The sequence below is a fragment of the Nonomuraea sp. NPDC049646 genome (assembly GCF_044465525.1).
Lineage (GTDB): Bacteria > Actinomycetota > Actinomycetes > Streptosporangiales > Streptosporangiaceae > Nonomuraea.
Genome location: NZ_JBITLU010000003.1, coordinates 228904 through 252407 on the forward strand (window position 1 = coordinate 228904; position 23504 = coordinate 252407).

Genomic DNA, 23504 nt, shown 5'->3' on the forward strand with positions numbered 1-23504 from the left:
GCGCGACGCCGAACATCTGGCCCGGCGCGCGGCGATGCTCGCCAAGCTGGCCGAGCTCGACGCCGAGCACGCCAAGGCGGTGGCCGGCGGCGGCGAGAAGTACGTCGAGCGCCACCGCCGGCGCGGCAAGCTGCTGGCCAGGGAGCGCGTCGAGCTGCTGATCGACCCCGATTCGCCGTTCCTGGAGCTGTCGCCGCTGGCCGCGTGGGGCAGCGAGTTCCAGGTGGGCGCGGGCATGGTGACCGGCATCGGGGTGATCGAGGGCGTCGAGTGCCTGATCACCGCGAACGACCCCACGGTCAGGGGCGGCGCGTCCAACCCGTGGACGCTGCGCAAGTCGCTGCGCGCGGCCGACATCGCGCTGGCCAACCGGCTGCCGTACGTCAACCTGGTGGAGAGCGGCGGCGCCGACCTGCCGACGCAGAAGGAGATCTTCATCCCGGGCGGCCGGATCTTCCGCGACCTGACGCGGCTGTCGGCGGCGGGCGTCCCGACGGTGGCGCTGGTCTTCGGCAACTCCACGGCCGGCGGCGCGTACGTGCCCGGCATGAGCGACTACGTGGTGATGGTCCGCGACCGCGCCAAGGTGTTCCTGGGCGGGCCGCCGCTGGTGAAGATGGCCACCGGCGAGGAGTCCGACGACGAGTCGCTGGGCGGCGCCGAGATGCACGCCAGGACCAGCGGCCTGGCCGACTACCTGGCCGAGGACGAGCACGACGCGCTGCGCATCGGCCGCGCCGTCGTGCGCTCGCTCAACTGGCGCAAGCAGGGCGTGGCGCCGCTGCCCGCCCGCGAGCCCGCCTACCCGGCCGACGAGTTGCTGGGGATCGTCCCGGAAGACCTGAAGATCCCCTTCGACCCGCGCGAGGTGCTCGCCCGCGTGGTGGACGGCAGCGAGTTCGAGGAGTTCAAGCCCCTGTACGGCCCCTCGCTGGTCACCGGCTGGGCGCGCGTCCACGGTTACCCGGTGGGCGTGCTGGCCAACGCGCGCGGGGTGCTGTTCAGCCAGGAGTCGCAGAAGGCGACCCAGTTCATCCAGCTCGCGAACCAGTCGCGCACGCCGCTGCTGTTCCTGCAGAACACCACCGGCTACATGGTGGGCAAGGACTACGAGCAGGGCGGCATCATCAAGCACGGCGCCATGATGATCAACGCCGTGTCGAACTCGACCGTGCCCCACCTGACCGTCGTCATGGGCGCCTCCTACGGCGCCGGCAACTACGGCATGTGCGGGCGCGCCTACGACCCCCGCTTCCTGTTCAGCTGGCCGAGCGCCAAGTCTGCGGTGATGGGCCCGGCCCAGCTCGCCGGGGTGCTGTCGATCGTCGGCCGGGCCGCGGCGCAGGCCAGGGGGCAGGTCTACGACGAGGAGGCCGACGCGGCGATGCGTGCCATGGTGGAGTCCCAGATCGAGGCGGAGTCGTTGCCGTTCTTCCTGTCGGGGCGGCTCTACGACGACGGGGTGATCGACCCCCGCGACACCCGTACGGTGCTGGGGATGTGCCTGTCGGCGATCAACAGCGCGCCGGTGCCGCCCGCGGCGGGGTTCGGGGTGTTCCGCCCGTGATCACCCGTCTGCTCGTGGCCAACCGGGGCGAGATCGCCCGCCGGGTCTTCCGCACCTGCCGCTCGCTCGGCGTCTCCACGGTCGCCGTCTTCTCCGACGCCGACTCCGGCGCGCCGCACGCCCGCGAGGCCGACCTCGCCGTCCGCCTGCCTGGGGTCCATCCGGCCGAGACCTACCTGGCGGTGGACCGGATCATCGAGGCGTGCCGGGCCTGCGGCGCCGACGCGGTGCACCCGGGCTACGGGTTCCTGTCGGAGAACGCCGCCTTCGCGCGGGCCGTGCTGGCGGCCGGGCTCACGTGGGTGGGGCCGCCGCCCGAGGCGATCGAGGCGATGGGATCCAAGATCGCGGCGAAGCGGCTGATGGCCGAGGCCGGGGTGCCGGTGCTGCCCTCGCTCGACCTGGCCGCGCCGGGAGAGTTCCCGCTGCTGGTGAAGGCGTCCGCCGGCGGGGGCGGGCGGGGGATGCGGATCGTCCGGCACGCCGGCGAGCTGGCCGCCGAGGTGGAGTCGGCGCGGCGGGAGGCCGAGGCGGCCTTCGGCGACGGCGCCGTGTTCGCCGAGCCGCTGCTGGAGGCCGCCCGGCACGTCGAGGTGCAGGTGCTGGCCGACGCGCACGGCACGGTGTGGGCGCTGGGCGAGCGGGAGTGCAGCGTCCAGCGCCGGCATCAGAAGGTCGTCGAGGAGTGCCCGTCGCCGGGGATCTCGGAGCGCACCCGCGAGCTGCTGTGCGCGGCGGCCGTGCGCGCGGCCCGCCGGATCGGCTACGTCGGGGCCGGCACGGTGGAGTTCCTGGTCAAGGGCGAGCGGGTGGCGTTCCTGGAGATGAACACCCGGCTCCAGGTCGAGCATCCGGTGACCGAGCTGGTGTTCGGCGTCGACCTCGTCCGGTTGCAGCTGGAGGTGGCCGAGGGCGCGGCGCTGCCGTCCGGGCCGCCCGCGCCGCGCGGCCACGCGATCGAGGCGCGGCTGTACGCCGAGGACGCCTCCTACGTGCCCCAGACGGGCGTGCTGCGCCGGTTCGAGGTGCCGGGTGACGTCCGGGTCGACTCGGGCGTCGAGTCCGGGTCGCAGGTGTCGCCGCACTACGACGCGATGCTGGCCAAGATCGTCGCGTACGGCGGGACGCGGGCGGAGGCGGCGCGGAAGCTGGCCGCGTCCCTGCGCGGGGCCCGGCTGCACGGCCTGACCACCAACCGCGACCTGCTGCTGGACGTCGTGACCAGCCCGGCCTTCCTGGCCGGCGAGACCGACACCGCCTTCCTCGCCCCGGACGGCCCGCTCGCCGCGCGACGCGGCGGCCCGGCCTCCGCCGACGCCGATCCGCTCTCCTCGCGACCCGGCGGCCCCGCCCCCGCCCCCGCCCCTGCCCCGGCCTCCGCCGACGGCGATCCGGAGGGCGGGCTGCCGGCGCTGGCCGCCGCGCTCGCCATGGCCGCCGCGCACCGGCGCGACGCCTCCGTCCTGGCCGGGCTGCCCAGCGGCTGGCGCAACGTGCGCTCGCAGCCCGCCCGCGCCCGGTTCGAGGAGGCCGACGTCGTCTACGACCCGCTGCCCGCGGGCGTCACGGTGATCTCCGCGCGGCCGGAGGAGGTGGTCCTGGAACGCGACGGCCTGCGGCGCACGTTCCAGGTCGCCCGGTACGACGGCGACGAGTGCGTATACGTCGACTCCCCCATGGGCGCGGCCGTGCTGACGCCGGTGCCGCGCCTGCCCGAGCCGGTCGAGCACGTCGCCCCCGGCTCCCTGCTCGCGCCCATGCCGGGCAGCGTGCTGCGGGTCGAGGTGGCCGCGGGCGACACGGTGGCCCGGGGCCAGCCGGTCCTGGTGCTGGAGGCGATGAAGATGGAGCATCGCATCGCCGCCCCGGCGGGCGGCGTGGTGTCGGACGTACGCGTCGAGAAGGGCCAGCAGGTCGAAGCCGGGGCCGTGCTGGCGATCATCCAGGAGGAGACCACATGACGAGCCTGGTGCACAGGGAGCTGGCGGAGGGCGTGGCCACCGTCACGCTCGACTCGCCGGCCAACCGCAACGCGTTGTCCAGGCGGCTGCTGGCCGAGCTGGCCGAGCACCTGCGCTGGGCGCTGGCCGAGCCGGACGCCCGGGTGATCGTGCTGACCGGCACGGGCCCGGTGTTCTGCTCGGGCGCCGACCTGAAGGAGCAGCGCGGCGACGCGGACGCGCCGGTGACGGCGTCCTTCCCGGAGATCATGACGCTGCTGTGGGAGAGCCCGAAGCCGGTGATCTGCCGCCTGAACGGCACGGCCCGCGCGGGCGGCCTCGGCCTGGTCGCCGCGTGCGACTTCGCGATCGCGCCGGACACGGCGTCGTTCGCGTTCACCGAGGTGCGGCTCGGGGTGGTGCCCGCCATGATCTCGGTGCCCGTGCTGCGCAGGCTCGACCCGCGCGCGGCGGCCGAGTACTTCCTGACCGGCGAGGTGTTCGACGCCGCCACGGCGGCCCGCATCGGCCTGCTGACCAGGGCCGTCCCGCAGGACGAGCTCGACGCGACCGTCGGTCACTACGCGGGGATGCTGGCCAGGGGCGGCCCCGAGGCGCTGGCCATCACCAAGCGGCTGGTGCGGGAGGTCCCGGCGGTCTCGTTCGAGGAGGGGCTGCGGCGGATGAGCGAGCTGTCGGCCGAGCGGTTCACCTCGGCGGAGGGGCAGGAGGGCATCGCGGCGTTCATGGACAAGCGCCCGCCCAAGTGGGTGCCGTGATGGCGCTGCGCGTCGCGAACTGCAGCGGCTTCTACGGCGACCGGCTCTCCGCGGCCAGGGAGATGGTCGAGGGCGGCCCGATCGACGTGCTCACCGGCGACTGGCTGGCCGAGCTGACCATGCTCATCCTGGCCGGCAACCGGCTCAAGGGCCGTCCGGGCTACGCCCCGACGTTCCTGCGCCAGCTTGAGGACGTGCTCGGCCCGTGCCTCGACCGCGGCATCAGGATCGTGACGAACGCGGGCGGCCTCGACCCGGCCGGGTGCGCCGAGGCCGTGCACGAGCTGGCCGCCCGGCTGGGCCTGTCCCCCAAGGTCGCCCACGTGACCGGTGACGACCTCATGGGCCGTCCGCTCGACCTGGTCCACGCCGGCACCGGCGAGCGCGCGCCGGCCGCGCCGCTGACCGCCAACGCCTACCTCGGCGGCCGTCCCATCGCCGCCGCGCTGGCGGCGGGCGCGGACGTCGTGGTGACCGGCCGCGTGACGGACGCCGCCCTGGTCACCGGCCCCGGCATCTGGCGGTACGGGTGGGGCCCCGGCGACCTCGACCCGCTGGCCGGCTCGGTCGTCGCGGGCCACGTCATCGAGTGCGGCTGCCAGGCCACGGGCGGCAACTACGCCTTCTTCCAGGACGTGCCCGACCTGGCCCACTGCGGCTTCCCCATCGCCGAGCTGCGCGCCGACGGCTCGGCGGTGATCACCAAGCACCCGGGCACGGGCGGCCTGGTCTCGGTCGGCACGGTCACCGCGCAGCTCGTCTACGAGCTGGGCGGCCCGCGTTACCTGGGCCCCGACGTGGTGGCCAGGTTCGACACGATCACGCTCTCCGACGACGGCCCCGACCGGGTGCTGATCTCCGGCACGCGGGGCGAGCCGCCCCCGGACACGCTCAAGGTCGCCGTCAACTACCCGGCCGGCTACCGCAACACGATGACGCTCGTCCTGACCGGCCTGGACGTCGAGGCCAAGGCGCGGGTCGCCGAGGAGGCCGTCTGGGCGCGGGTGCCGCGCGAGACCTTCGACCAGGTGGACGTGACGCTGACGGACGCGGGCCTGCTGCGGATCACCGTCATGGACGCCGACCGGCGCACCGCGGGCCGGGTCTTCTCCTCGGCCGTCGTGGAGACGGGCCTGTCCAGCTACCCGGGCTTCCACGGCCTCACCCCGCCCGGCGACGCCTCCCCGTACGGGGTGTACTGGCCGGTCCTGGTGCCGGCCTCGCAGGTGCGCCCGCGGGTCTTCCTGGACGGGGTGGAGCTGCCCGTCCAGGAGGAGCCTCCCGTTCCGCAGGGCGAGCCGGTCCCCGAGCCGCCCGCGCCGCCGCTTCCCGCGCCTCCCGGCGGGCCGGCCGTGCGCGTGCCCCTGGGCCGGGTGGCGGGGGCGCGCTCCGGCGACAAGGGCGGCGACGCCAACCTCGGCGTCTGGGCCGCGACCGACGAGCAGTACGCCTGGCTGGCGGCCACCCTCACCGCCGACCGGCTCACGTCCCTGCTGCCGGAGCTGGCCGCCCACCGCGTCGAGCGGTACGAGCTGCCCAACATCAGGGCGCTCAACTTCGTCGTGCACGGGCTGCTGGGCAGGGGCGTGGCGGCCAGCCCGCGCCTGGATCCGCAGGCCAAGGCCCTGGGCGAGGAGCTACGCGCCCAGGTGGTCGACGTGCCCGCCGTCCTGCTCCCCCAGCGCCCGCAGGCCGAGCAGCCCGGCGCCTAGCAGGCCCGCGTCCACGCCGAGCGCCGACACCCGCACCTCGGGCGCGGGGCGGAAGGCGAGCCGCGCGGCCAGCCGGGCGCGCAGCGGGGTCAGCAGGGCGTCCCCGGCCAGCGACAGGCCGCCGCCGACGACGATCGCCGCGGGGTCCAGCACCAGCGTGTACGTGGCCAGCGCCAGCGCCAGCGCCTCCACGGCCTCGGCCCACACCCGGGCGGCCGGCTCGTCCCCGGCGGCGGCCCGGCGGACGACGTCCTCGGCGGAGGTCTCGCCGGCGCGGGCGGCGACGGAGGCGGCCGAGGCGTAGGCCGACAGGCAGCCGCGCTGCCCGCACGGGCACGGGAGCCCGCCGGGACGCACCGGGATGTGCCCGATCTGCCCGGCCCAGCCGGCGGCGCCGCCGTACAGGGAGCCGGTCAGGACGACCGCTCCGGCGATGCCGGTGCCGATGGGCAGGTAGAGCGCGTCGGGGGCCGCCGATCCGTACGCCAGCTCCGCCTCGCCGGCCGAGCGCACGTCGTGGCCGAGTGAGAGCGGGAGCCTTCCGTCGGTGAAGGCCGCGGCGGGCACGTCCCGCCAGCCGAACGCGGCCGAGAAGACCGCCCGCCCGGACGCGACCAGGCCGGGCACGGCCAGGCCCACGGCCGCCGGGCGCAGCGGGACGCCGGCGACGGTCCGCGGCGCGCTCAGGTCGGCGACGAAGGCGGAGATCGCCGCGATCACGCGGTCGGGCCCCTCGGTGCGGGGGGTGGGGCGGCGTTCCCGGTAGAGGATGCCGCCGTCCTGGGCGATCAATCCGCCCTTCAGGGTTGTTCCGCCCACATCGACTGCCACAACACACGTCATCCACCCATATTGTCCCAATGAAGGATGAGGGCGGCCAGGGCGAGCCGTCGGGCCGTCCTGCCGTTCCCGCCGGCGCCGGGTTGACCGGGGGTCGGGGCTCTCGTAGGTTGAAGCCTCCAGAATATCGTTCTGTCAAAGGGCGGCCATGACCTCCACCCACATCGACGTCAGCGCCATCGACCTCGACGACCTCGGCGCGTGGATGGACGCCGAGGGGCTGCCGGGCGGGGCGATCACGGAGGTCGCGCCGATCCCCGGCGGCACCCAGAACGTCATGGTCCGCCTCGAACGCGGCGGCCGGCCGTACGTGCTGCGCAGGCCGCCCCTGCACGCCAGGGCCAGGAGCAACGAGGTGCTGCGGCGCGAGGCGCGGCTGCTGGCGGCGCTGAGCGGCACGGCGGTGCCGGCGCCCCGGCTGGTGGCCGCGCAGACCGCCCGGGAGCCGGTGTTCTACCTGATGGAGCCGGTGGCCGGGTTCAACCCCTCGACCGGGCTGCCCGAGCCGCACGCCTCCGACGCCGCGATCCGGCACCGGATGGGCCTGGAGGCCGCCGCCGCGCTGGCCGAGCTGGGCCGGGTGGATCCGGCGGTGCTGCCCGGTTTCGGCCGTCCCGAGGGCTTCCTCGACCGGCAGGTGCCGCGCTGGCTGAAGGAGCTCGACTCCTACGGCGAGCTCGACGGCTACCCCGGCCCCGACATCCCGGGCCTCGACGCCACCGCCGACTGGCTGACCCGCCACCGGCCGGCCGCGTTCGTCCCGGGGATCATGCACGGCGACTACCACTTCGCCAACCTGATGTTCGCCCTCGACGGGCCCCGGGTGGCGGCGATCGTCGACTGGGAGATGTGCACGATCGGCGACCCGCTGCTCGACCTGGGCTGGCTGCTGGCCACCTGGCCGGTGAACAACGGGCACGTGCCGGGGCTGCCGTCGGAGCGGGAGCTGGTCGCGTACTACGCGGCGCTGTCGGAGCGCGACCTGTCGGCGATCGACTGGTACGCGGTGCTGGCCTGCTTCAAGCTCGGCATCGTGCTGGAGGGCACGCACGCGCGGGCGTTCGCCGGCAAGGCGCCCCGGGACATCGGCGACGTGCTGCACGCGACCACCCTCGGTCTGTTCGCCCGCGCCCACGACATCATGGAAGGCTTGTTGCGCTGAACCCGATGCGGGAAAAGGATCACGCCGGACGCCCAGATGCGTACAATTGCGCGCAATTGCATCTGGCATTCGGGGAAAGGATCGTCATGCGCATGCGGTTCCTCGGCTCCACCTCGGAGGCGGGCGCCTGCCCCACCCTGTACGAGACCGATCGCGGCACCATCGTCGTCCAGGGGCTTCACGTCACCGACCCCGAGGCGCTCGCGGACCTCCGCGACGTGCTCGACGGCGAGGCCGCCGTCGAGGTGCCCCGCGAGCTCCTCACCGAGATCGCCCGCCGGGTCCTGACCGACGGGCCGGCCGGCGCCCTGCCCACCAGCGACGGGACACCGTCGGCAACCGCTTGATCACGATTGCGCGGCTGGGCCTGGCATGATCGGTGCCCGCGGAGCTAGCCTCTTGCCGCGTGACGTCCTATCAGCAGGCGCGCATCGACCTCGGCGGCCAGCTTCGCCAGTTGCGCGAGGCCGCCCACCTGTCGGGCAAAGACCTGGCCGAGCGGCTGCGCTGGCAGCCGTCCAAGGTCTCCCGCCTGGAGAACGCCAGGCAGACGGCGACCGAGGACGACGTGGTCGTGTGGGCGCAGGCCGTCGGGGCCGCGCCCGACACGACCGACGAGCTCATCAGGCAGGCCATCGCGCTGCTGGAGCGGCACGACGACTGGAAGCAGCGGCACCGCAGCGGCCTGGCCGCCATCCAGGAGGACATCCGCGACCTGGAGGCGCGCACGAAGCTGTTCCGCGTCTTCGAGCCCGGCATCGTCGTCGGCCTGCTGCAGACCTCCGAGTACGCCCGGCACGTGTTCCGCAAGGTCAAGCGCCTCTACAGCGCGGCCGACCAGATCGACGCGGCCGTCCGCGTGCGCATGCAGCGGCAGGAGATCCTCTACGACCGCACGCGCACGTTCCGGTTCGTGGTGCCGGAGTCGGCGCTGCGCAGCGCGCTGGCCCCGGCCGACGTCATGCGCGGCCAGCTCGACCGGCTGCTGGCCGTCAGCACGCTGCCCAACGTGGAGTTCGGGGTGATCCCGTTCGGCACCGAGCTGCCGTCCGCGCCGATCAACGGGTTCTGGATCTACAACGAGGCCATGGTGGGCGTCGCCACGATGACCAAGGACCTCGTGCTGCGCGACCCCGACGACATCGCCTTCTACGTGCGGGCCTTCGACGACTACGCCAAGGTGGCGGAGTTCGGCGAGCCGGGGCGAGAAGTCATCATCCGTATTCTTCGCGAATACCTGCAACAAACCCCACATTAACCTCAGCAATTGCTTGCCACCCGCAGCAAGATCGTGCAATTCTGTCGCGAGACGTTGCGGAGGTGACGCATGATGCTTGATACCGCGCTCTGCCTTGAGCGGTTCGCGTGGCACGCGGGCCGTCACGCCGATCTTTCGGTGCAGAATGTCGCGCTGGCCAGCGACCCGGCGTACGTGTCGGTGCGCAACCGGTTCTCCGCCACCCTGGCCGAGACGGTGACCTGCTCCGACGACGGCGCGTACATCACGTCGTGGGGCTACCGCCTCGGCACCGCCGAGGACGTCGAGTCGGCGGCCGCCCGCCTGGCCTTCCTGCTGGCCGCCCTGCCCGCCTGACGCCGGCCGGACCCGAGCCCGGCCCAGGCCGGGCTCAGCCGAACCGCTCCACCGCGATGCCGGCCTCCCCGGCCGCGGCGGTGCGCGCGTGGGCCAGCAGCCGCGCCCGGTCAAGCACGTTGGGATGCAGGGTGTAGCGGATGATCAGGCCGTCGAGCATGGCGTCGATGCGCTCGGCCGCGCCCGCCGGATCGGCGCAGGCGAACTCCCCGGCCTCGGTGCCGGCCGACAGCACCTGGGCCAGCGCGTCGAGCCAGGCCGTCTCCAGCTCCAGCATGATCGCGTTGACCGCGGGCTCGCGCAGCGCGGTGTTCCAGGCGTCGATCCAGAGCAGCCAGCTCTGGTCGGAGCGCGACTCGGGGATGTAGTAGCGCAGCACCCGGTCGAGGCGCTCCACCGCCGTGCCGGGGCCGTCGGCCAGCTCCTTGAGCCGGGCGCTCTCGATGTCGAGCGTGGCCCGCAGCATGGCGGTGATCAGCTCGTCCTTGGTCGCGAAGTGGTAGTGGATCAGGCCGCCGCTGACGTTGATGGACTTGGCGATGTCGGCGATGCGCGTGTTGGCCAGGCCGCGTTCGAGCACCACTTTGCGGGTGGCCTCGAGAAGCTCTGCTCTGCGCTGGTCGGCCTGATCGGCCCGGGTCGTACTCGCCACCCGATCAGCCTATAGCGCGCCGCGGGAACGGGCCCCGCGGCCGCCGTCGCTTCCTCAGTGGGCGCAGTCGTACAGGCCGGTGTGGCCGTCCACGGCCGCGCAGTTGGCGGTGACCCAGGCGGTCACCTCGGTGTCGCCGCCGGGGCCGCCCCGGCCGCCGGGCAGCACGTACCTGAGCCGTCCCGACGAGACGAGCTCCCGCAGGCGGGGGACGGTCATGGCGGGATCGGAGCCGGTGAAGCCGCCCATGGCGATCACCGGGCGGCCGGTGGACAGGATGATCGAGGACGCCTGCTGGGCGCTGCCCACGGCCACCAGCCACGTCGCCCGGCCCTGGTTCGCGACCAGGTACTTCACCGTCGAGTCGGTCACGCCCCCGCCCGTGAGACCGCGGTCCCTCGCGCCGGGCTGCCCCGCAGGCGGCCGGTCCTGTGGCGGCTCGCCGTCCTGGAGGGCGTCCGGCCGGCCGGTGGGGAGCTCGCCGCCCGGTGGCGGGCCGCCGAAGCCGCCGGGACCGCCCGTACGCCCCGTGGACGGGCCCGCCGTGGGGTTGGTCCCGTTCACCCGCGCCCCCAGCGGTGAGACGGCGTAGGCCGCCGGACCGGCGAGCCCCGCGACCAGAGCGGCCGCCAGCGCCACGACGCTCACCCGGCCCACCACCCGGCCCGTCATCCGGCCCGCCACCCATCCGCTGCCCGCCACGAGCCCTGCCACGGCCACTGCGGTCGCCCCGAGCACGACCCAGGCCAGCCACGGCAGCCACTCCGGCGTACGGCGCAGCACCGCGAACGCCCACCCGCCGGTCACCGCGACCGCCACGGGCAGCGCCCACGCCCACCCCCGCGACCTGCGGTACTCCCGCCACATCACGGTCGCCCCCGTGCCGGTCAGCGCGGCCACGGCGGGCGCCATCGCGGTGGTGTAGTAGGGGTGGAACGTGCCACTGGAGAAGCTGAACACGGCGTGGTGCACGACCAGCCAGCCGCCCCACAGCAGCCAGGCGGCCCCGTCGAGGGGCCTGCCGCGCACCCGCAGCAGCACGGCGAAGGCCAGCGCCACCGCGCAGAACGGCAGCAGCCAGGAGATCTGCCCGGCCATGACGTCGTTGAACAGCCGCCCGGCCCCGGCCTGCCCGCCGAAGTTCGCGCCGCCGAACCCGCCGCCACCGGCCCGGTCCTGGCCGAAGACCCGGCCGAGCCCGTTGTAGCCGATCACCAGGTCCCGGACCGTGTTGTCGGTCGAGCCGCCGACGTAGGGCCGCGAATCGGCGGGCCACAGGTCGACGACCACCATCCACCAGGCGCTCGACACCACCATCACGGCCCCGGCGGCCAGCAGGTGCCCCACCCGCCGGGCCAGGCCGTGGCGGGCGCACGCCAGGTACGCCACCCCGAACGCCGGCACCACCAGGTACGCCTGCAACATCTTGGCGTTGAACCCGAGCCCCACGAACAGCGCGGCGAGCAGCAGCGGCCGCAGCCGGGCCGTGCGCAGCGACTCCAGGCAGAACCAGGCCGCCAGCACCAGCAGCAGCACGAGCACGGTGTCGGGGTTGTTGTCCCGGTTGATGGCCACCGTGATCGGGGTGAGCGTCATGACCACGGCCGCGACCAGCGCCGCGACGTGCCCCTGGCGGGCGCGCCCGAAGGACCGGCGGACCGCCGAGTACACCGCCCCGACGGCCCCCACGCCGGCCAGGACCTGCGGCATCAGCATGCTGTACGTGCCGTGGCCGAAGATCCGCGCCGACAGCCCCATGACCCACAGCGCGAGCGGCGGCTTGTCCACCGTGATGAACGACCCGGCGTCGATCGCGCCGAAGAAGAACGCCTTCCAGCTCCGCGTGCCCGACAGGACGGCGGCGGCGTAGTACTCGTTGGCGTTCCCGCTGAGCGCCCAGGCGTACAGGGCGAAGGCGGCGGCCAGCACCGTCCACATCGCGGGCCGCGACCAGCGCGGGTCGCCCGCGGCCCCGGTCAGCGCGCGCACGCGGGCCGGCGCGGCGACGGCGGTCATCGCCCGCTCCTGCGCCGGGGGTTGAACACCCACACGCGCAGCAGCAGGAACCGGACGAGGGTGGCCGCCGCGTTGGCCGCGACGACCGCCACCAGCTCCACCCCGTGCGAGACCCCGCCGGGCAGCAGCGCGAGGCTCCCCGACGTCAGCGCCAGCCCCACCAGGAACGCGATCAGGCCTTCGAACTGGTCGCGCAGCGCCCCGCCCGAGCCCCTGACCCCGAACGTGAAGCGGCGGTTGGCCGCCGTGTTGGCCACGGCCGTGACCAGCAGCGCGACCGCGTTGGCGAGCTGCGCCGGGACGACCTGACGCGACATCGAGAACAGCGCCAGGTAGGCCAGCGTGCTGACCACGCCCACGATCGCGAACCTGGGGAGCTGCCTGGCCATCCCCTTCGGCAGCTCGGCCCGCCGCACCCGGGCGGGCATCGGCAGGCGCGCCGCGCCCGACAGTGTCCTGCGGGCCACCCTGGCCAGCCCGCGCAGGTCGTCCAGGGCGGTCCGCAGGAGGTCCACGCGGCTGTCGGGGTCGTCCACCCAGTCGACGGGGACCTCGTGGATGCGCAGGCCGTGCCGCTCGGCCAGCAGCAGCAGCTCGGTGTCGAAGAACCACTGCTCGTCCTCGACGGCGGGCAGCAGCGCCTGCGCGATCTCCGTCCGCACGGCCTTGAACCCGCACTGCGCGTCGGAGAACCCGGCGCCCATCACCGAGCGCAGGAGCAGGTTGTAGGAGCGGGAGATGAACTCCCGCTTGGGCCCGCGCTCCACCCGCGAGGCCCTGGCCAGGCGGGTGCCGATGGCCAGGTCGCTGTGGCCCGACAGCAGGGGTGCGACCAGCGGGAGGAAGGCGTCCAGGTCGGTGGACAGGTCGACGTCCATGTAGCTGACGACGTCGGCCTCGCTGGTGGACCAGACCTGGCGCAGGGCCCGGCCGCGGCCCTTCTCGTCGAGGTGCACGGCCCGCACCTGCGGCAGCTCGCGGGCCAGGTCGGCGGCCAGCCGCCAGGTGTCGTCGGTGCTGGCGTTGTCGGCGATGGTGATGCGGAAGCCGTACGGGAACGTGGTGGCCAGGTAGGCGTGCAGCCGGGCGACGCTCTCACGCAGCGCCCGCTGCTCGTTGTGGACCGGGACGACCACCTCTACCAGGCGCGTCCTTACCGCTGTTGTCTCCATGCAGCCAGCTCACGATTCGGGTCTTTGAGAGGACTTATCCGATTGTGAGTGACGAATGAGAGTTCCGGGAAGATCGATCGTGGCGATCGCGCCGCCGCCGGGCGCGTTGGACAGCCGTACCTTGCCGCCGGTCTCCGACACGGCCTGCGCCACGATCGCCAGGCCCAGACCGGAGCCGGGCAGGCCGCGGGCCGAGGGCGAGCGCCAGAAGCGCTCGAAGACGTGCGGCAGCTCCTCCTCGGGGATGCCGGGGCCGTGGTCGCGGACGGTCAGCCGGCCGTCCTTGAGCGAGACCTCGACCTGGCCCTCGGGGCTGAACTTGCGGGCGTTGTCGATGAGGTTGAGCACGGCGCGTTCGAGCGAGGCGGGGCTGCCGACGACGTACCAGGGGTGCAGGTCGGTGCGCACGTCGGCGCCGCGCAGCCGGGCGCGTTCGGCGGCGGCTGTGACGACGTCGTGCAGGGCCAGCTCGACGTGCGGCTCGTGGTCGGTGTCGCCCCTGGCGAGCTGGAGCAGGTCGCCGACCAGCGTGGACAGCTCGGCGAACTGCGCCTTGACGTTGACCAGCAGGCGTTTCTTGGCGCCCGGGTCGAGCTGCCTGCCGGTCTGCTCGCTGCGCAGCAGCAGGTCGATGTTGGTGCGCAGGGTGGTGAGCGGGGTGCGCAGCTCGTGACCGGCGTCGGCGACGAGCTGCTGCTGGCGTTCGCGGGAGCCGGCCAGGGCGGCGGTCATGGCGTTGAAGGAGGAGCTGAGCCGGGCGATCTCGTCGTTGCCCTGGACGGGGATGCGGGTGTTGAGGTCCTCGGTCTCCGCGATGTGCTCGGCCGCCCTGGTCAGCCGGCCCACGGGACGCAGGGCCGTACGGGAGATGGCCCGTCCGGCCAGAGCGGCGCCGATCACCCCCACGGCCGCGATGGCGGCGAGCGCGAGCGCGGTGTTCCGCAGGGTGATCTTGATGTGGTAGAGCGGCCTGGCCTCCAGGACGGCCACGCCGGGCGCGAAGTTGATGGCCACGACGCGCACCTCCTTGCCGTCGCGCGTCACGCCGTTGCGGTAGACCGGCTCGTCGTGTCCGGGGATCGCCTTCTTGTCCTCTTCCACCGGCACGATCGGCGAGCCGAGCGAGCAGGTCCTGCCGTCGGCGTACAGCAGCGTCACCAGGTCGTGGTAGACGAGGGCGCCCTCCGGCCTGCACCTCTCCTGCAGGAACCGCTTGTCCCCCTCGAGCTCCGGTTCCAGGATGGTCTGGTCGAGCTGCCTGATGACCTGGTTCTGCACGATGAACCAGGACAGCCCGGCGCACACCGCGATCGCGATCGCGACCGCCGCCGCGACCAGCAGCGTCAGCCGGGTGCGCAGGCTGCTGCGGATCACGGCGCGGCCCGCAGGACGTACCCCACCCCGCGGACCGTGTGGATCACCCGGGGCTCTCCCCCGGCCTCGGTCTTGCGGCGCAGGTACATGACGTACACGTCGAGGGAGTTGGAGGTCGGCTCGAAGTCGAAGCCCCACACCTCGTTGAGTATCTGGTCGCGGGTCAGGACCTGGCGGGGGTGGGCCAGGAACAGCTCCATCAGCAGGTACTCGGTCCTGGTCAGGTCGAGCGCGCGGGCGCCGCGGGTGACCTCCCTGGTGGCCGGGTCCATGCGCAGGTCGCCGTAGGAGAGCGTGCCGCCGTCGGCGGAGGCGGCGTTGAGCGCGCCGCGGCGCAGCAGCGCGCGCACCCGGGCCAGCAGCTCGTCCAGCTCGAACGGCTTGACCAGGTAGTCGTCGGCCCCCGCGTCGAGCCCGGACACCCGGTCGCCGACGGCGTCGCGGGCGGTGAGCATGAGGACGGGGATGTGGTTGCCCTGGGCCCGCAGCCGCCGGCAGGTGGTGAGCCCGTCGAGCCGCGGCATCATCACGTCGAGCAGCACCGCCTCGTACGATCCCGCCGCCAGCGCCTCCAGCGCCGCCTGGCCGTCGTTGGCGGTGCCGACCCGGTAGCCCTCGAACTCCAGGCTCGACTGCAGCGCCTCGCGCAACGCGGGCTCGTCGTCCACCACCAGCAACCGTGCGGGCTCAGTCATGTGTCACAAGATATGAGCCCACTATGAGAACACGATGAACGGGTTCACCGGCGTCCTCTGAGAATCACCACGCCACGGGCAGGGCCTTGAGCCCGAAGATGACGCCGTCGTACTTGGCGGGCACGTCCTCGTCGGCGACCGTGACGCGCAGGCCGGGGACGCGCTCGAAGAGGGTGCGCAGCGCGATCTCCAGCTCGGCCCTGGCCAGGTTCTGGCCGAGGCACTGGTGCACGCCGTAGCCGAAGGCCACGTGGTGGCGGGCGCCGCGGGCGACGTCGAACTCGTCCGGACGGTCGAAGACGCGCTCGTCCCTGTTGGCGGAGGCGCCGAGGACGAAGATGCCCTCGCCCTTCCCGACCCGCTGCCCGCCGATCTCCTGATCCCGCGTGGACACCCGGTCGAAGGCCACCCAGTCGACGATCGAGTGGTAGCGCAGCAGTTCCTCCACCGCCATCGGCCAGCCCGAGGGGTCGGCGCGCAGGGCGGCGAGCTGGGCGGGGTGGCGCAGCAGCGTGAGCACGCCGAGCGGGATCATGTTGGCCGTGGTCTCGTGGCCGGCGACGAGCAGCAGGAAGAGCACGCCGACGAGCTCCTGGTGAGTGAGCTGCCCGCCGGTGATCAGGCGGCCGAGCAGGTCGTCCTCGGGTGCGCGTGCGGCGGCGGTGACCAGGTCGTCCAGGAACCCCCTGATCTCCGTGACGGCCGTGTAGCCCGCCGCGGGGTCATCGACGGCGGAGACGATCATGCGGGTACGCGACTGGAAGAACTCGCGCTCGGCGTACGGGACGCCCAGCAGCCGGCAGATCACCAGGGACGGCAGCGCCAGCCCGAACGCCTCGACCAGCTCCGCCTCCGTCCCCTTGGCCAGCATGTCGTCGATGAGCTCGTCCACCAGCCGCTGGATGGACGGCCGCAGCTCCCTGACCCGCCGGACGGTGAACTCGGGGATGAGCAGCCTGCGGAAGCGGGTGTGCTCGGGCGGGTCGAGGTCGATGAAGTTCCCGATCGCGAACTGGCGCAGCGTCTCCGCCTGATCGGGCGAGGGCGGCTCGGGGCTGAGGAGCGCGTTGGGGTGGCCGGGCGTGGCCGGGTTGGTGCTGATGCCCTCGCCCGACAGCACCCGCTGGGCCTCGGCGTGCCGGGTGACGAGCCATGCCTCGCCGCCGGGGAGCGCCGCCCTCACGAGGGGGCCCTGCTCGCGCAGGCGGGCGTACTCGGCAGGCGGGGCGAACGGGCACGTGCGCTGGACAGGGAAGTGCTGAGCCATAGTCTGCTCCCTACAAGCCGGACCGCATTGCTTACTTACGTGAAAGTAAGCAATGCGAGGGCCGGCCGTCAAGGGATGGGAGCACGATGGCAGGGCGGCGGACGGACACTCGTGAGCGGATCCAGCGGGTGGCGCTGGAGTTGTTCGCCGAGCGCGGCTACGACAAGACGACCCTCCAGGAGGTCGCCGAGCGTCTGGAGATCACCAGGCCCGCGCTCTACTACCACTTCCGCACCAAGGAGGCGATCCTGGCCGGCGTCGTCGACCACCTGGTGGTCTCGATCGACGAGCTGGTGGCGTGGGCGAGAGAGCAGCCGCGCACGCCGGAGGCCAGGCAGGAGATCCTGCGCCGCATCTCCGGGCTGCTGGAGGACAGGTGGCGGCCGCTGTTCAGGTTCGCGCAGGTGAACCAGGGGGTGATGGGGGACCTGCCGTCCGGCTCGCGGATGCAGGAGGGCCTCGTCTCCATGCTGTCGGTGCTGAGCTCGCCGGAGGACGACCCCGTTCAGCAGTTCGAGGCCAGGCTCGCGGTGATCGCGGTGATCCTGGGGAGCGTCCCCGTCCTCTTCGACCTGCAACTGCCCGACGCCGAACGCACGGGCGTGGCGCTCACGGTGGCCACGAAACTGATTTCCCGGTGATTCCCGCCTGATTCACGGGCGCAGCAGCGCCATGGCCGCGTTGTGGCCGCCGATCCCGCTCACGCCGCCGCCCCTGCGGGCCGCGGCGCCGCACAGCAGAATGCGTTCGTGCCCGGTCTCGACGCCCCAGCCCCTCTCTTCCGCGTACGGCCAGCTCAGGTCGGCGTGGAAGATGTGGCCGCCCGGCAGTCCGGCGTCCCGCTCCAGGTCGACGGGGGTTTTGACCTCGACGCACGGGGTGCCGTCGGGGGCGCGCAGCAGGCAGTCCTCGATGGGCTCGGCGAGCACCGCGTTCATGGAGGCGAACGTGGCCCGCAACGCCTCTTCCCGCGCTTTTTCTGGATTTTTCCGGAAAAGTCGGGCGGGCATGTGGAGGCCGAACAGGGTCATCGTCTCGGCCTTCCCCCGCAGTTCCGGCCCCAGAATGGACGGGTCCGTCAGGGAATGGCAGTAGACCTCTGCCGGCGGCGATTCCGGGATCTCCCCGCGCGCCGCCTGCTCGTACGCCTTCGCGAGCTGGTCGCGCCCCTCGTTGATGTGGAACGTGCCGCTGAAGGCGGCCCGGGGGTCGGCCGAGCGGTCCTTCAGCCGGGGCAGCCGGGCGAGCACCATGTTGACCTTGAGCTGCGCGCCCTCCGGCACGGTCGCGGGCCGGCCGAGCACCCGGTCCAGCACCGCCGGGGGCAGGTTGACCAGCACGTGGCGGCCGTCCACGGTGTGCTCGCCGTCCTCGGCGACGTAGGTGACCTCGCCCGACGGGGAGATGCCGACGATCTCCGCGCCGGTCCTGATCTCGGCCCCGGCCCGCCTGGCCGCCCGCTCCAGCGCGCCGGAGACCGCGCCCATGCCGCCCACCGGGACGTTCCACTCGCCGGTGCCGTCGCCGATCACGTGGTAGAGGAAACACCTGTTGGCCAGCAGGTCGGCGGACGGGTCGGCGAACGTGCCGATCAGCGCGTCGGTGAGCACGACGCCGCGCACGGTGTCGTCGGCGAACCGCTCGTCCACGGTCTGCCCGATCGGCCGGGCGAACAGGTCGCGCCAGGCCTGCGGGCCGACCAGGCGCTCGATCTCGGCGGGGGTGCGCAGGGGTTCGAGCAGGGTGGGGGCCAGGGCGCGGGCCACGTCCGCCGTCATGGCGTAGAAGTCGCGCCAGGCGCGGTGGTCGCGCTCGCCGCCGGTGACGGCGCGGAAGGAGGCGGCGGTGCGGGCCTCGTCCTCGTTGTCGACGAGCAGGCCGGTGTCGCCCACGGGGGTGTAGGAGGCGTACCGGCGGCGGCGCAGGTCGAGGTCGAGACCGAGGTCGCGGACGATCTGGGCGGGCAGCAGGCTCACCAGGTAGGAGTAGCGGGACAGGCGGACGTCCACGCCGGGGAAGGCCCGCGTGGAGATCGCCAGGCCGCCGACGTGCCCGAGGCGCTCCAGCACCAGCACCCGGCGGCCGGCTCCGGCGAGGTAGGCGGCCGCGACCAGCCCGTTGTGCCCGCCACCTGCCACGACGACGTCATACGCACCCATCCCCGCACCTTATGACCCGACCTGTGCCCTTAGTCAACGGTTCGCGCGGATATGGTGCGGGCCGCTCGCGGGTCGGCCCGGCCGGGTCCACTCCCGGCCGGGCCGGACCCGTCAGCCCGTCCTGTTCACCCAGACGCGCTTGACCGGCCACGGCGTGAGCCGTACCGAGGAGACCCCGCCGACGGCCGTCCAGCCGCCGGTCAGGACGATGGGACCGGCGTACGGGTGCGACTGCTCCACCCCGACGGCGTGCTGGCCGGTGCCGGAGGCGCAGCTGCTGTAGGCGTAGCCGCCGCTGACCCAGGCGGTGCAGTCGGTGGGCGCGGCCAGCGCGGGCGACGGCGCCAGGCCCGCCGCGGCGAGGCACATCACCGCCGATCCGGCCAGGGCGACGAGAGGACGACGAAGGCTCATGCGGAGTCTCCTGAGGTTCGGGGGGTGAACGCGCTCTTACTTTTAGGAAACTTTCCTAAGGGAAAGCTAGATCGTGCTCCAGGCGGCGTCAACGGCCACCTTCGGGCGACGCGCTCACGGACGGCTGGCGATGGCCAGGAGCGTGGCGGCCGGGGCGGTGAGCGAACGCCCGCGCCGCCACACCGCGCGCAGGTTCCGGACCAGGGTGAGCCCGGCGAGGGGCACCTCCACCAGGCGGCCGGTCGCGACGTCCGCCTCGACCGCGTAACCGCTGAGCACCGCGGGCGCGGCCCCCGCCTGCGCCGCCCCCTTGACCGCCGAGTTCGACCCCAGCTCCAGGCGCGGGCTGGCCCGGTGGAGGCTCTTGAACGCCACGTCCAGGGTCTCGCGGGTACCTGAGCCCGGCTCGCGTACCACCAGCGGCGTGGCGGCCAGCTCGGCCCCGCGCAGGGCCGTCCGGCGGCGCGCCCAGGGATGGCCGGGGGCCACCACGACCACCAGCCGGTCGGTGCCGACCACCCGGCTGTCCAGCCCCTCGGGCACGGTCGGCCCCTCGACGAACCCGAGCTCCACCTCCTCGCCCAGCACCCTGGCCGCGACGTCGGCGGAGTTGACCACGTCCAGCCCCACCTGGACCTCGGGCTCGCGGTTCTGCAGCTCGCCGAGCCAGCGCGGCACCAGGTACTCGGCCACCGTCATGCTGGCCGCCACCCGCAGGTGGGCCGCCTCGCTGTGCCGCACGGCCTCCACGGCCCGCATCAGCTCCTCGGCCGCGGCCAGCACCTGGGCCGCCCACCCGGCCACCATCCGGCCCTCGGCGGTGAGCGTGGACCCGCGCGGCGTGCGCTCCAGCAGCGGGACGCCGAGGCGGCGCTCCAGCATGGCCACCCGCTTGCTGGCCGACGGCTGGGCCATGCCCGCCGCCTTGGCCGCCTGGCCCAGGCTGCCCAGCTCGCCCACGTCGACCAGCAGCTTCAGCGAGTCGAGATCCGGCAGCGCACTCATAGCCACAGGCTATGGCCTCCCACCCAACGCGTGTCTACCGGCCGGTACGAAGGCCCCGAAGACTGGGATCATGCCTCTCCCCGACCAGCGGATCCCCCCGCTCACCGCGCCCCGGCCGGCCCCCGATCCCCAAGGCGGCCAGGGCGTCCGCGCGGCGTCGGTGTGGCCCGGCATCGGGCTGGCGGCCGTCGCCGTGGTGGCGGCCATGGTGGCGAACCGGTACGTCCCGGCGTTCAGCCCGGCGGTGATCGCGGTGCTGTCCGGGGCGGTCCTGGCCAACCTCGCGGCCTGGGCGGCGACGTCCGCGCGGGGGGCCGGGGCTGGGGCCGTCTGGGAGCGGTTCAGGCCGGGGCTGGCGTTCGTGGCCCGGCGGGTGCTGCGGGTGGCGATCGCGCTGCTCGGGCTCCAGATCGCGCTGCCGCAGGTGCTCGCGCTCGGCTGGCAGACGCTGGTGATCGTGGTGACGGCGACCGGCGTGACGTTCACGGTGACGCCGCTGATCGGCCGCCGCCTGGGCCTGTCGTCCGGCACGTCGCTGCTGGTGGCGACCGGGGTGTCGATCTGCGGGGCGGCGGCGGTCGCGGCCATGCGCGAGAGCGCGGAGGACGCCGACGACGACGACGCGGCCGCCGCGCTGAGCGTGGTCGTCCTCTACGGCAGCGCGGCCATCGTGGCCGTCCCGGCGCTGGCGGCGCTGCTCGGGCTGTCGCCGGCCCAGCTCGGCGTCTGGACCGGCGCGGCCGTGCACGAGGTGGCGCAGGTGGCCGCGATCGGCGCGGCGTCGGGCGTCCTGTCCGCCGCGGTGACGGTCAAGCTGGCCCGCGTCGTCCTGCTGGCCCCGCTCGTCGCCCTGACGTCGTTCCGCGCCCGCCGCTCGGCGGCCGGTGCGCCCGCGGCGGGCCGGCGGGAGGGGCGCAGGACGCCCGTCATGCCGCTGTTCGTGGCGGCGTTCCTCGTCATGGTGGCGGTACGCAGCACCGGCTGGGTGCCGGACATGGTCACGCGGGCGGTCCCGCAGGTCACCAACGTGCTCATGGCCGCCGCCCTGTTCGGCCTGGGCACCGGGATCGACGTGCGCAAACTCGTCAAGGGCGGGCGGGCCGTGCTGCTCGGCGGCATCGCCACCGCGATCATCGCCGCCGTGTCGCTCACCGGGGTCGCCGTGCTGCTGTGAGGCCGCCTGAGTGGACGTCCTGGCCAGGCCACCGTACGCTGCTCTGTTCGGAACAAATTCCGTCAGGCACGCCGTTCTCCCTGAACCGGCCAGGACCACTCAAGGAGCTTGAAACCCGTCATGCGCAGCGCCACCGATCCCCTTCTCCAGCCGTCCGACGAGGTCGCCGAGGCCCTGGCGGGCGGCGCGCCCGTCGTGGCCCTGGAGTCCACGATCATCTCCCACGGCCTGCCGCAGCCGCGCAACCTGGAGGTGGCCCGCGAGCTGGAGGGCGTGGTCCGCGCGGCGGGCGCGGTCCCGGCGACGATCGCCGTCCTCGACGGCGTGGCCAGGATCGGCCTGAACGAGCTGGAGCTGGAGCGCATCGCCACCGAGTCCGGGCTGCGCAAGCTGGGCCAGCGCGACCTGCCGCTGGCCGCCGCGCTGAAGGCGAGCGGGGCGACCACCGTGTCGGCCACGTCGTTCCTGGCCGCCCGCGCCGGCGTCCGGATCTTCGCGACCGGCGGTCTGGGCGGCGTGCACCGCGGCTGGACCGAGGACCAGGACGAGTCCGCCGACCTCGACACCCTGGCCCGCACCCGCATCACGGTCGTCTGCGCGGGCGTGAAGTCGATCCTCGACGTGCCGGCCACGCTGCAGCGGCTGGAGACGCGCGGCGTGACCGTGGCCGGCTACCGCACCGACACCTTCCCCGGCTTCTACCTCAACTCCTCCGGCCAGCCGATCGACTGGCGCATCGAGTCGCCCGAGGACGCCGCCGCCGTCATGCGCGGCCAGGACGCGCTGGCCGGCCCGGAGACCGCGTTCATCGTGGCCAACCCGGTGCCGCGCGACCAGCAGCTCGACCCGGCGCTGCACGACCGCGTGCTGGCCGAGGCGCTGGCCGCCGCCGAGCGCGAGGGCGTCAAGGGGCAGGCGATCACGCCGTTCCTGCTCAGCTACCTCGTCAACGGCACCGGCGGCGCGTCGCTGGAGGCCAACCTGGCCGCCGTGCGCGGGAACACCGCCCTGGCCGCCGAGATCGCCGTGGCCTGGTCGCGGGCGTGAGCGACACCGGCCTCCTGGTGATCGGTGACGTCGTCACCGACGTGGTGGCGCTGCACGGCTCCCCGGTCATGGCGGGCACCGACACCGCCGCGGAGATCGTGCTGCGGCCCGGCGGCTCGGGCGCGAACACCGCCGCCTGGGCCGCCCACCTGGGGGCCGACTCGCGGCTGCTGGCCAAGCTCGGCTACGACAGCAGCGAGTGGCACACGACCGAGCTGGTCAGGACGGGGGTCCGGCCCCACGTGCTGGTGGACCGGGAGCACCCCACGGCGGTCGTCATCGCCATGGTGGACAAGACCGGCGAACGGTCCATGCTCACCAACCGCGGCGCGGGCGGCCTGATCTCCGACGCCGACTGGGACCCGTCCCTGCTGGACGGGGTCGGGCGGCTGCACCTGTCGGGGTACACGCTGTTCGCCGCGCCCGGCCTGCGCCTGGTCAGGGCCGCCGTCCGGGACGCCGTCGCCGCCGGGGTGCCGGTCAGCGTCGACCCGGCCTCGACGGGCCCGCTGCGGGACTTCGGCGTCGAGCGTTTCATGCGGGAGACGTCCGCGGCCGACCTGATCATCCCGAACCTGGACGAGGCGCTGGTCCTGACCGGCGTCACGGCGCCGGAGCGGGCCGCCGTGCTGCTGAGTGAGACGTACGGCACAGCGGTCGTGAAACTGGGCGCCGAGGGCGCGCTGGTGGCCGTGGACGGCAAGATCACGGCGACGTGCGCGGGCGTGTCCGCCGAGGTCGTGGACTCCACGGGCGCCGGTGACGCCTTCGCGGCCGGGTATCTGGCCGCCACCCTCCAGGGGGCGGGCGCCGCGCTCGCGCTGGAGGCGGGTTGCCGTGCCGGTGCCCAATGTGTGGCCCAGGTGGGCGGCCGTCCACGGTACGGTTTGGATCTGAACCGTCTTTACCCTATTCACACTGATTGATAGCTTGCC

The 23504-nt window shown here is 73.7% G+C and carries 22 protein-coding genes; 12 read left to right on the top strand and 10 right to left on the bottom strand.

Translation table 11 applies throughout. The features are described from left to right. Positions 1-34: 34 nt before the first annotated feature. Genes ACIBQ8_RS10075 through ACIBQ8_RS10090 form a run of 4 tightly spaced genes read left to right on the top strand, consistent with a single transcriptional unit; the run spans position 35 to position 5998 of the window. Positions 35-1567 (top strand): acyl-CoA carboxylase subunit beta, encoded by a 1533-nt coding sequence (locus tag ACIBQ8_RS10075; protein ID WP_397175448.1) that lies wholly within the window; start codon positions 35-37, stop codon positions 1565-1567. Then, positions 1564-3528 (top strand): biotin carboxylase N-terminal domain-containing protein, encoded by a 1965-nt coding sequence (locus ACIBQ8_RS10080; RefSeq protein ID WP_397191736.1) that lies wholly within the window; start codon positions 1564-1566, stop codon positions 3526-3528. The genes ACIBQ8_RS10075 and ACIBQ8_RS10080 overlap by 4 nt, the downstream gene beginning before the upstream one ends. Next, positions 3525-4286, top strand: coding sequence for an enoyl-CoA hydratase-related protein (locus ACIBQ8_RS10085; protein ID WP_397174925.1), 762 nt, complete (start codon positions 3525-3527; stop codon positions 4284-4286). Before ACIBQ8_RS10080 ends, ACIBQ8_RS10085 begins: the two co-directional genes overlap by 4 nt. Then, on the top strand, positions 4286-5998 hold the full coding sequence (locus tag ACIBQ8_RS10090) for an acyclic terpene utilization AtuA family protein (RefSeq protein ID WP_397191737.1): 1713 nt from the start codon (positions 4286-4288) through the stop codon (positions 5996-5998). Before ACIBQ8_RS10085 ends, ACIBQ8_RS10090 begins: the two co-directional genes overlap by 1 nt. On the opposite strand, the gene ACIBQ8_RS10095 is transcribed toward ACIBQ8_RS10090, so the two are convergent. Then, positions 5924-6829 (bottom strand): ROK family protein, encoded by a 906-nt coding sequence (locus tag ACIBQ8_RS10095; protein ID WP_397191738.1) that lies wholly within the window; start codon positions 6827-6829, stop codon positions 5924-5926. The two genes, ACIBQ8_RS10090 and ACIBQ8_RS10095, sit on opposite strands and share 75 nt — an antisense overlap. A gap of 157 nt (positions 6830-6986) precedes the next feature. Here ACIBQ8_RS10095 and ACIBQ8_RS10100 point away from each other — a divergent pair, with 157 nt between their 5' ends. The 4 genes from ACIBQ8_RS10100 (at position 6987) to ACIBQ8_RS10115 (ending at position 9594) form a co-directional block, all read left to right on the top strand. Beyond that, positions 6987-8000: a phosphotransferase family protein gene (locus tag ACIBQ8_RS10100; RefSeq protein ID WP_397174920.1), complete on the top strand. Its 1014-nt coding sequence runs from the start codon at positions 6987-6989 to the stop codon at positions 7998-8000. Between the two features lie 86 nt (positions 8001-8086). Continuing rightward, the gene (locus tag ACIBQ8_RS10105) at positions 8087-8347 is read left to right on the top strand and encodes a hypothetical protein (protein ID WP_397174918.1); all 261 of its coding nucleotides are present in this window, start codon (positions 8087-8089) and stop codon (positions 8345-8347) included. 59 nt (positions 8348-8406) lie between these two features. Continuing rightward, the gene (locus tag ACIBQ8_RS10110; RefSeq protein ID WP_357964569.1) at positions 8407-9258 is read left to right on the top strand and encodes a helix-turn-helix transcriptional regulator; all 852 of its coding nucleotides are present in this window, start codon (positions 8407-8409) and stop codon (positions 9256-9258) included. A 69-nt stretch (positions 9259-9327) separates the two neighbouring features. Next, on the top strand, positions 9328-9594 hold the full coding sequence (locus ACIBQ8_RS10115) for a hypothetical protein (protein WP_352320256.1): 267 nt from the start codon (positions 9328-9330) through the stop codon (positions 9592-9594). Positions 9595-9628: 34 nt separating this feature from the next. Here ACIBQ8_RS10115 and ACIBQ8_RS10120 read toward each other — a convergent pair whose 3' ends face one another. From ACIBQ8_RS10120 to ACIBQ8_RS10145, 6 genes are all read right to left on the bottom strand, one after another. After that, positions 9629-10246, bottom strand: a complete 618-nt coding sequence (locus tag ACIBQ8_RS10120; protein ID WP_387664398.1) for a TetR/AcrR family transcriptional regulator — start codon at positions 10244-10246, stop codon at positions 9629-9631. A gap of 54 nt (positions 10247-10300) precedes the next feature. Then, a complete protein-coding gene (locus ACIBQ8_RS10125; protein WP_397191739.1) occupies positions 10301-12262 on the bottom strand; it encodes a glycosyltransferase family 39 protein in 1962 nt (653 codons plus the stop codon). Further along, positions 12259-13434, bottom strand: coding sequence for a glycosyltransferase (locus ACIBQ8_RS10130; RefSeq protein WP_397174914.1), 1176 nt, complete (start codon positions 13432-13434; stop codon positions 12259-12261). Before ACIBQ8_RS10130 ends, ACIBQ8_RS10125 begins: the two co-directional genes overlap by 4 nt. A gap of 9 nt (positions 13435-13443) precedes the next feature. Continuing rightward, positions 13444-14808 (bottom strand): sensor histidine kinase, encoded by a 1365-nt coding sequence (locus tag ACIBQ8_RS10135; RefSeq protein ID WP_397174912.1) that lies wholly within the window; start codon positions 14806-14808, stop codon positions 13444-13446. Beyond that, a complete protein-coding gene (locus ACIBQ8_RS10140) occupies positions 14805-15503 on the bottom strand; it encodes a response regulator transcription factor (RefSeq protein WP_397174911.1) in 699 nt (232 codons plus the stop codon). The genes ACIBQ8_RS10135 and ACIBQ8_RS10140 overlap by 4 nt, the downstream gene beginning before the upstream one ends. Positions 15504-15567: 64 nt before the next feature. Continuing rightward, on the bottom strand, positions 15568-16770 hold the full coding sequence (locus ACIBQ8_RS10145; protein ID WP_397174909.1) for a cytochrome P450: 1203 nt from the start codon (positions 16768-16770) through the stop codon (positions 15568-15570). Between the two features lie 86 nt (positions 16771-16856). Here ACIBQ8_RS10145 and ACIBQ8_RS10150 point away from each other — a divergent pair, with 86 nt between their 5' ends. Then, the gene (locus ACIBQ8_RS10150; protein ID WP_397174907.1) at positions 16857-17411 is read left to right on the top strand and encodes a TetR/AcrR family transcriptional regulator; all 555 of its coding nucleotides are present in this window, start codon (positions 16857-16859) and stop codon (positions 17409-17411) included. A 12-nt stretch (positions 17412-17423) separates the two neighbouring features. Here ACIBQ8_RS10150 and ACIBQ8_RS10155 read toward each other — a convergent pair whose 3' ends face one another. The 3 genes from ACIBQ8_RS10155 to ACIBQ8_RS10165 form a co-directional block, all read right to left on the bottom strand. Beyond that, entirely contained in the window at positions 17424-18929 is a 1506-nt protein-coding gene (locus tag ACIBQ8_RS10155; RefSeq protein WP_397191740.1) for a phytoene desaturase family protein, read from the bottom strand. A gap of 111 nt (positions 18930-19040) precedes the next feature. Continuing rightward, on the bottom strand, positions 19041-19343 hold the full coding sequence (locus tag ACIBQ8_RS10160; RefSeq protein WP_352320270.1) for a hypothetical protein: 303 nt from the start codon (positions 19341-19343) through the stop codon (positions 19041-19043). 114 nt (positions 19344-19457) lie between these two features. Then, complete coding sequence (locus ACIBQ8_RS10165; protein WP_397174903.1) at positions 19458-20348, bottom strand: LysR substrate-binding domain-containing protein; 891 nt, start codon at positions 20346-20348, stop codon at positions 19458-19460. A gap of 70 nt (positions 20349-20418) precedes the next feature. Between ACIBQ8_RS10165 and ACIBQ8_RS10170 the strand changes: the two genes are divergently transcribed. The 3 genes from ACIBQ8_RS10170 to ACIBQ8_RS10180 all read left to right on the top strand — a co-directional run bounded on the left by ACIBQ8_RS10170 (position 20419) and on the right by ACIBQ8_RS10180 (position 23495). Continuing rightward, positions 20419-21522 carry a YeiH family protein gene (locus tag ACIBQ8_RS10170; protein WP_397191741.1) on the top strand — a complete coding sequence of 368 codons (1104 nt, stop codon included), beginning with the start codon at positions 20419-20421 and terminating at the stop codon, positions 21520-21522. 120 nt (positions 21523-21642) lie between these two features. After that, positions 21643-22569, top strand: coding sequence for a pseudouridine-5'-phosphate glycosidase (locus ACIBQ8_RS10175; protein WP_358285202.1), 927 nt, complete (start codon positions 21643-21645; stop codon positions 22567-22569). Further along, on the top strand, positions 22566-23495 hold the full coding sequence (locus tag ACIBQ8_RS10180; RefSeq protein WP_397174899.1) for a carbohydrate kinase family protein: 930 nt from the start codon (positions 22566-22568) through the stop codon (positions 23493-23495). The genes ACIBQ8_RS10175 and ACIBQ8_RS10180 overlap by 4 nt, the downstream gene beginning before the upstream one ends. Positions 23496-23504: the final 9 nt, after the last annotated feature.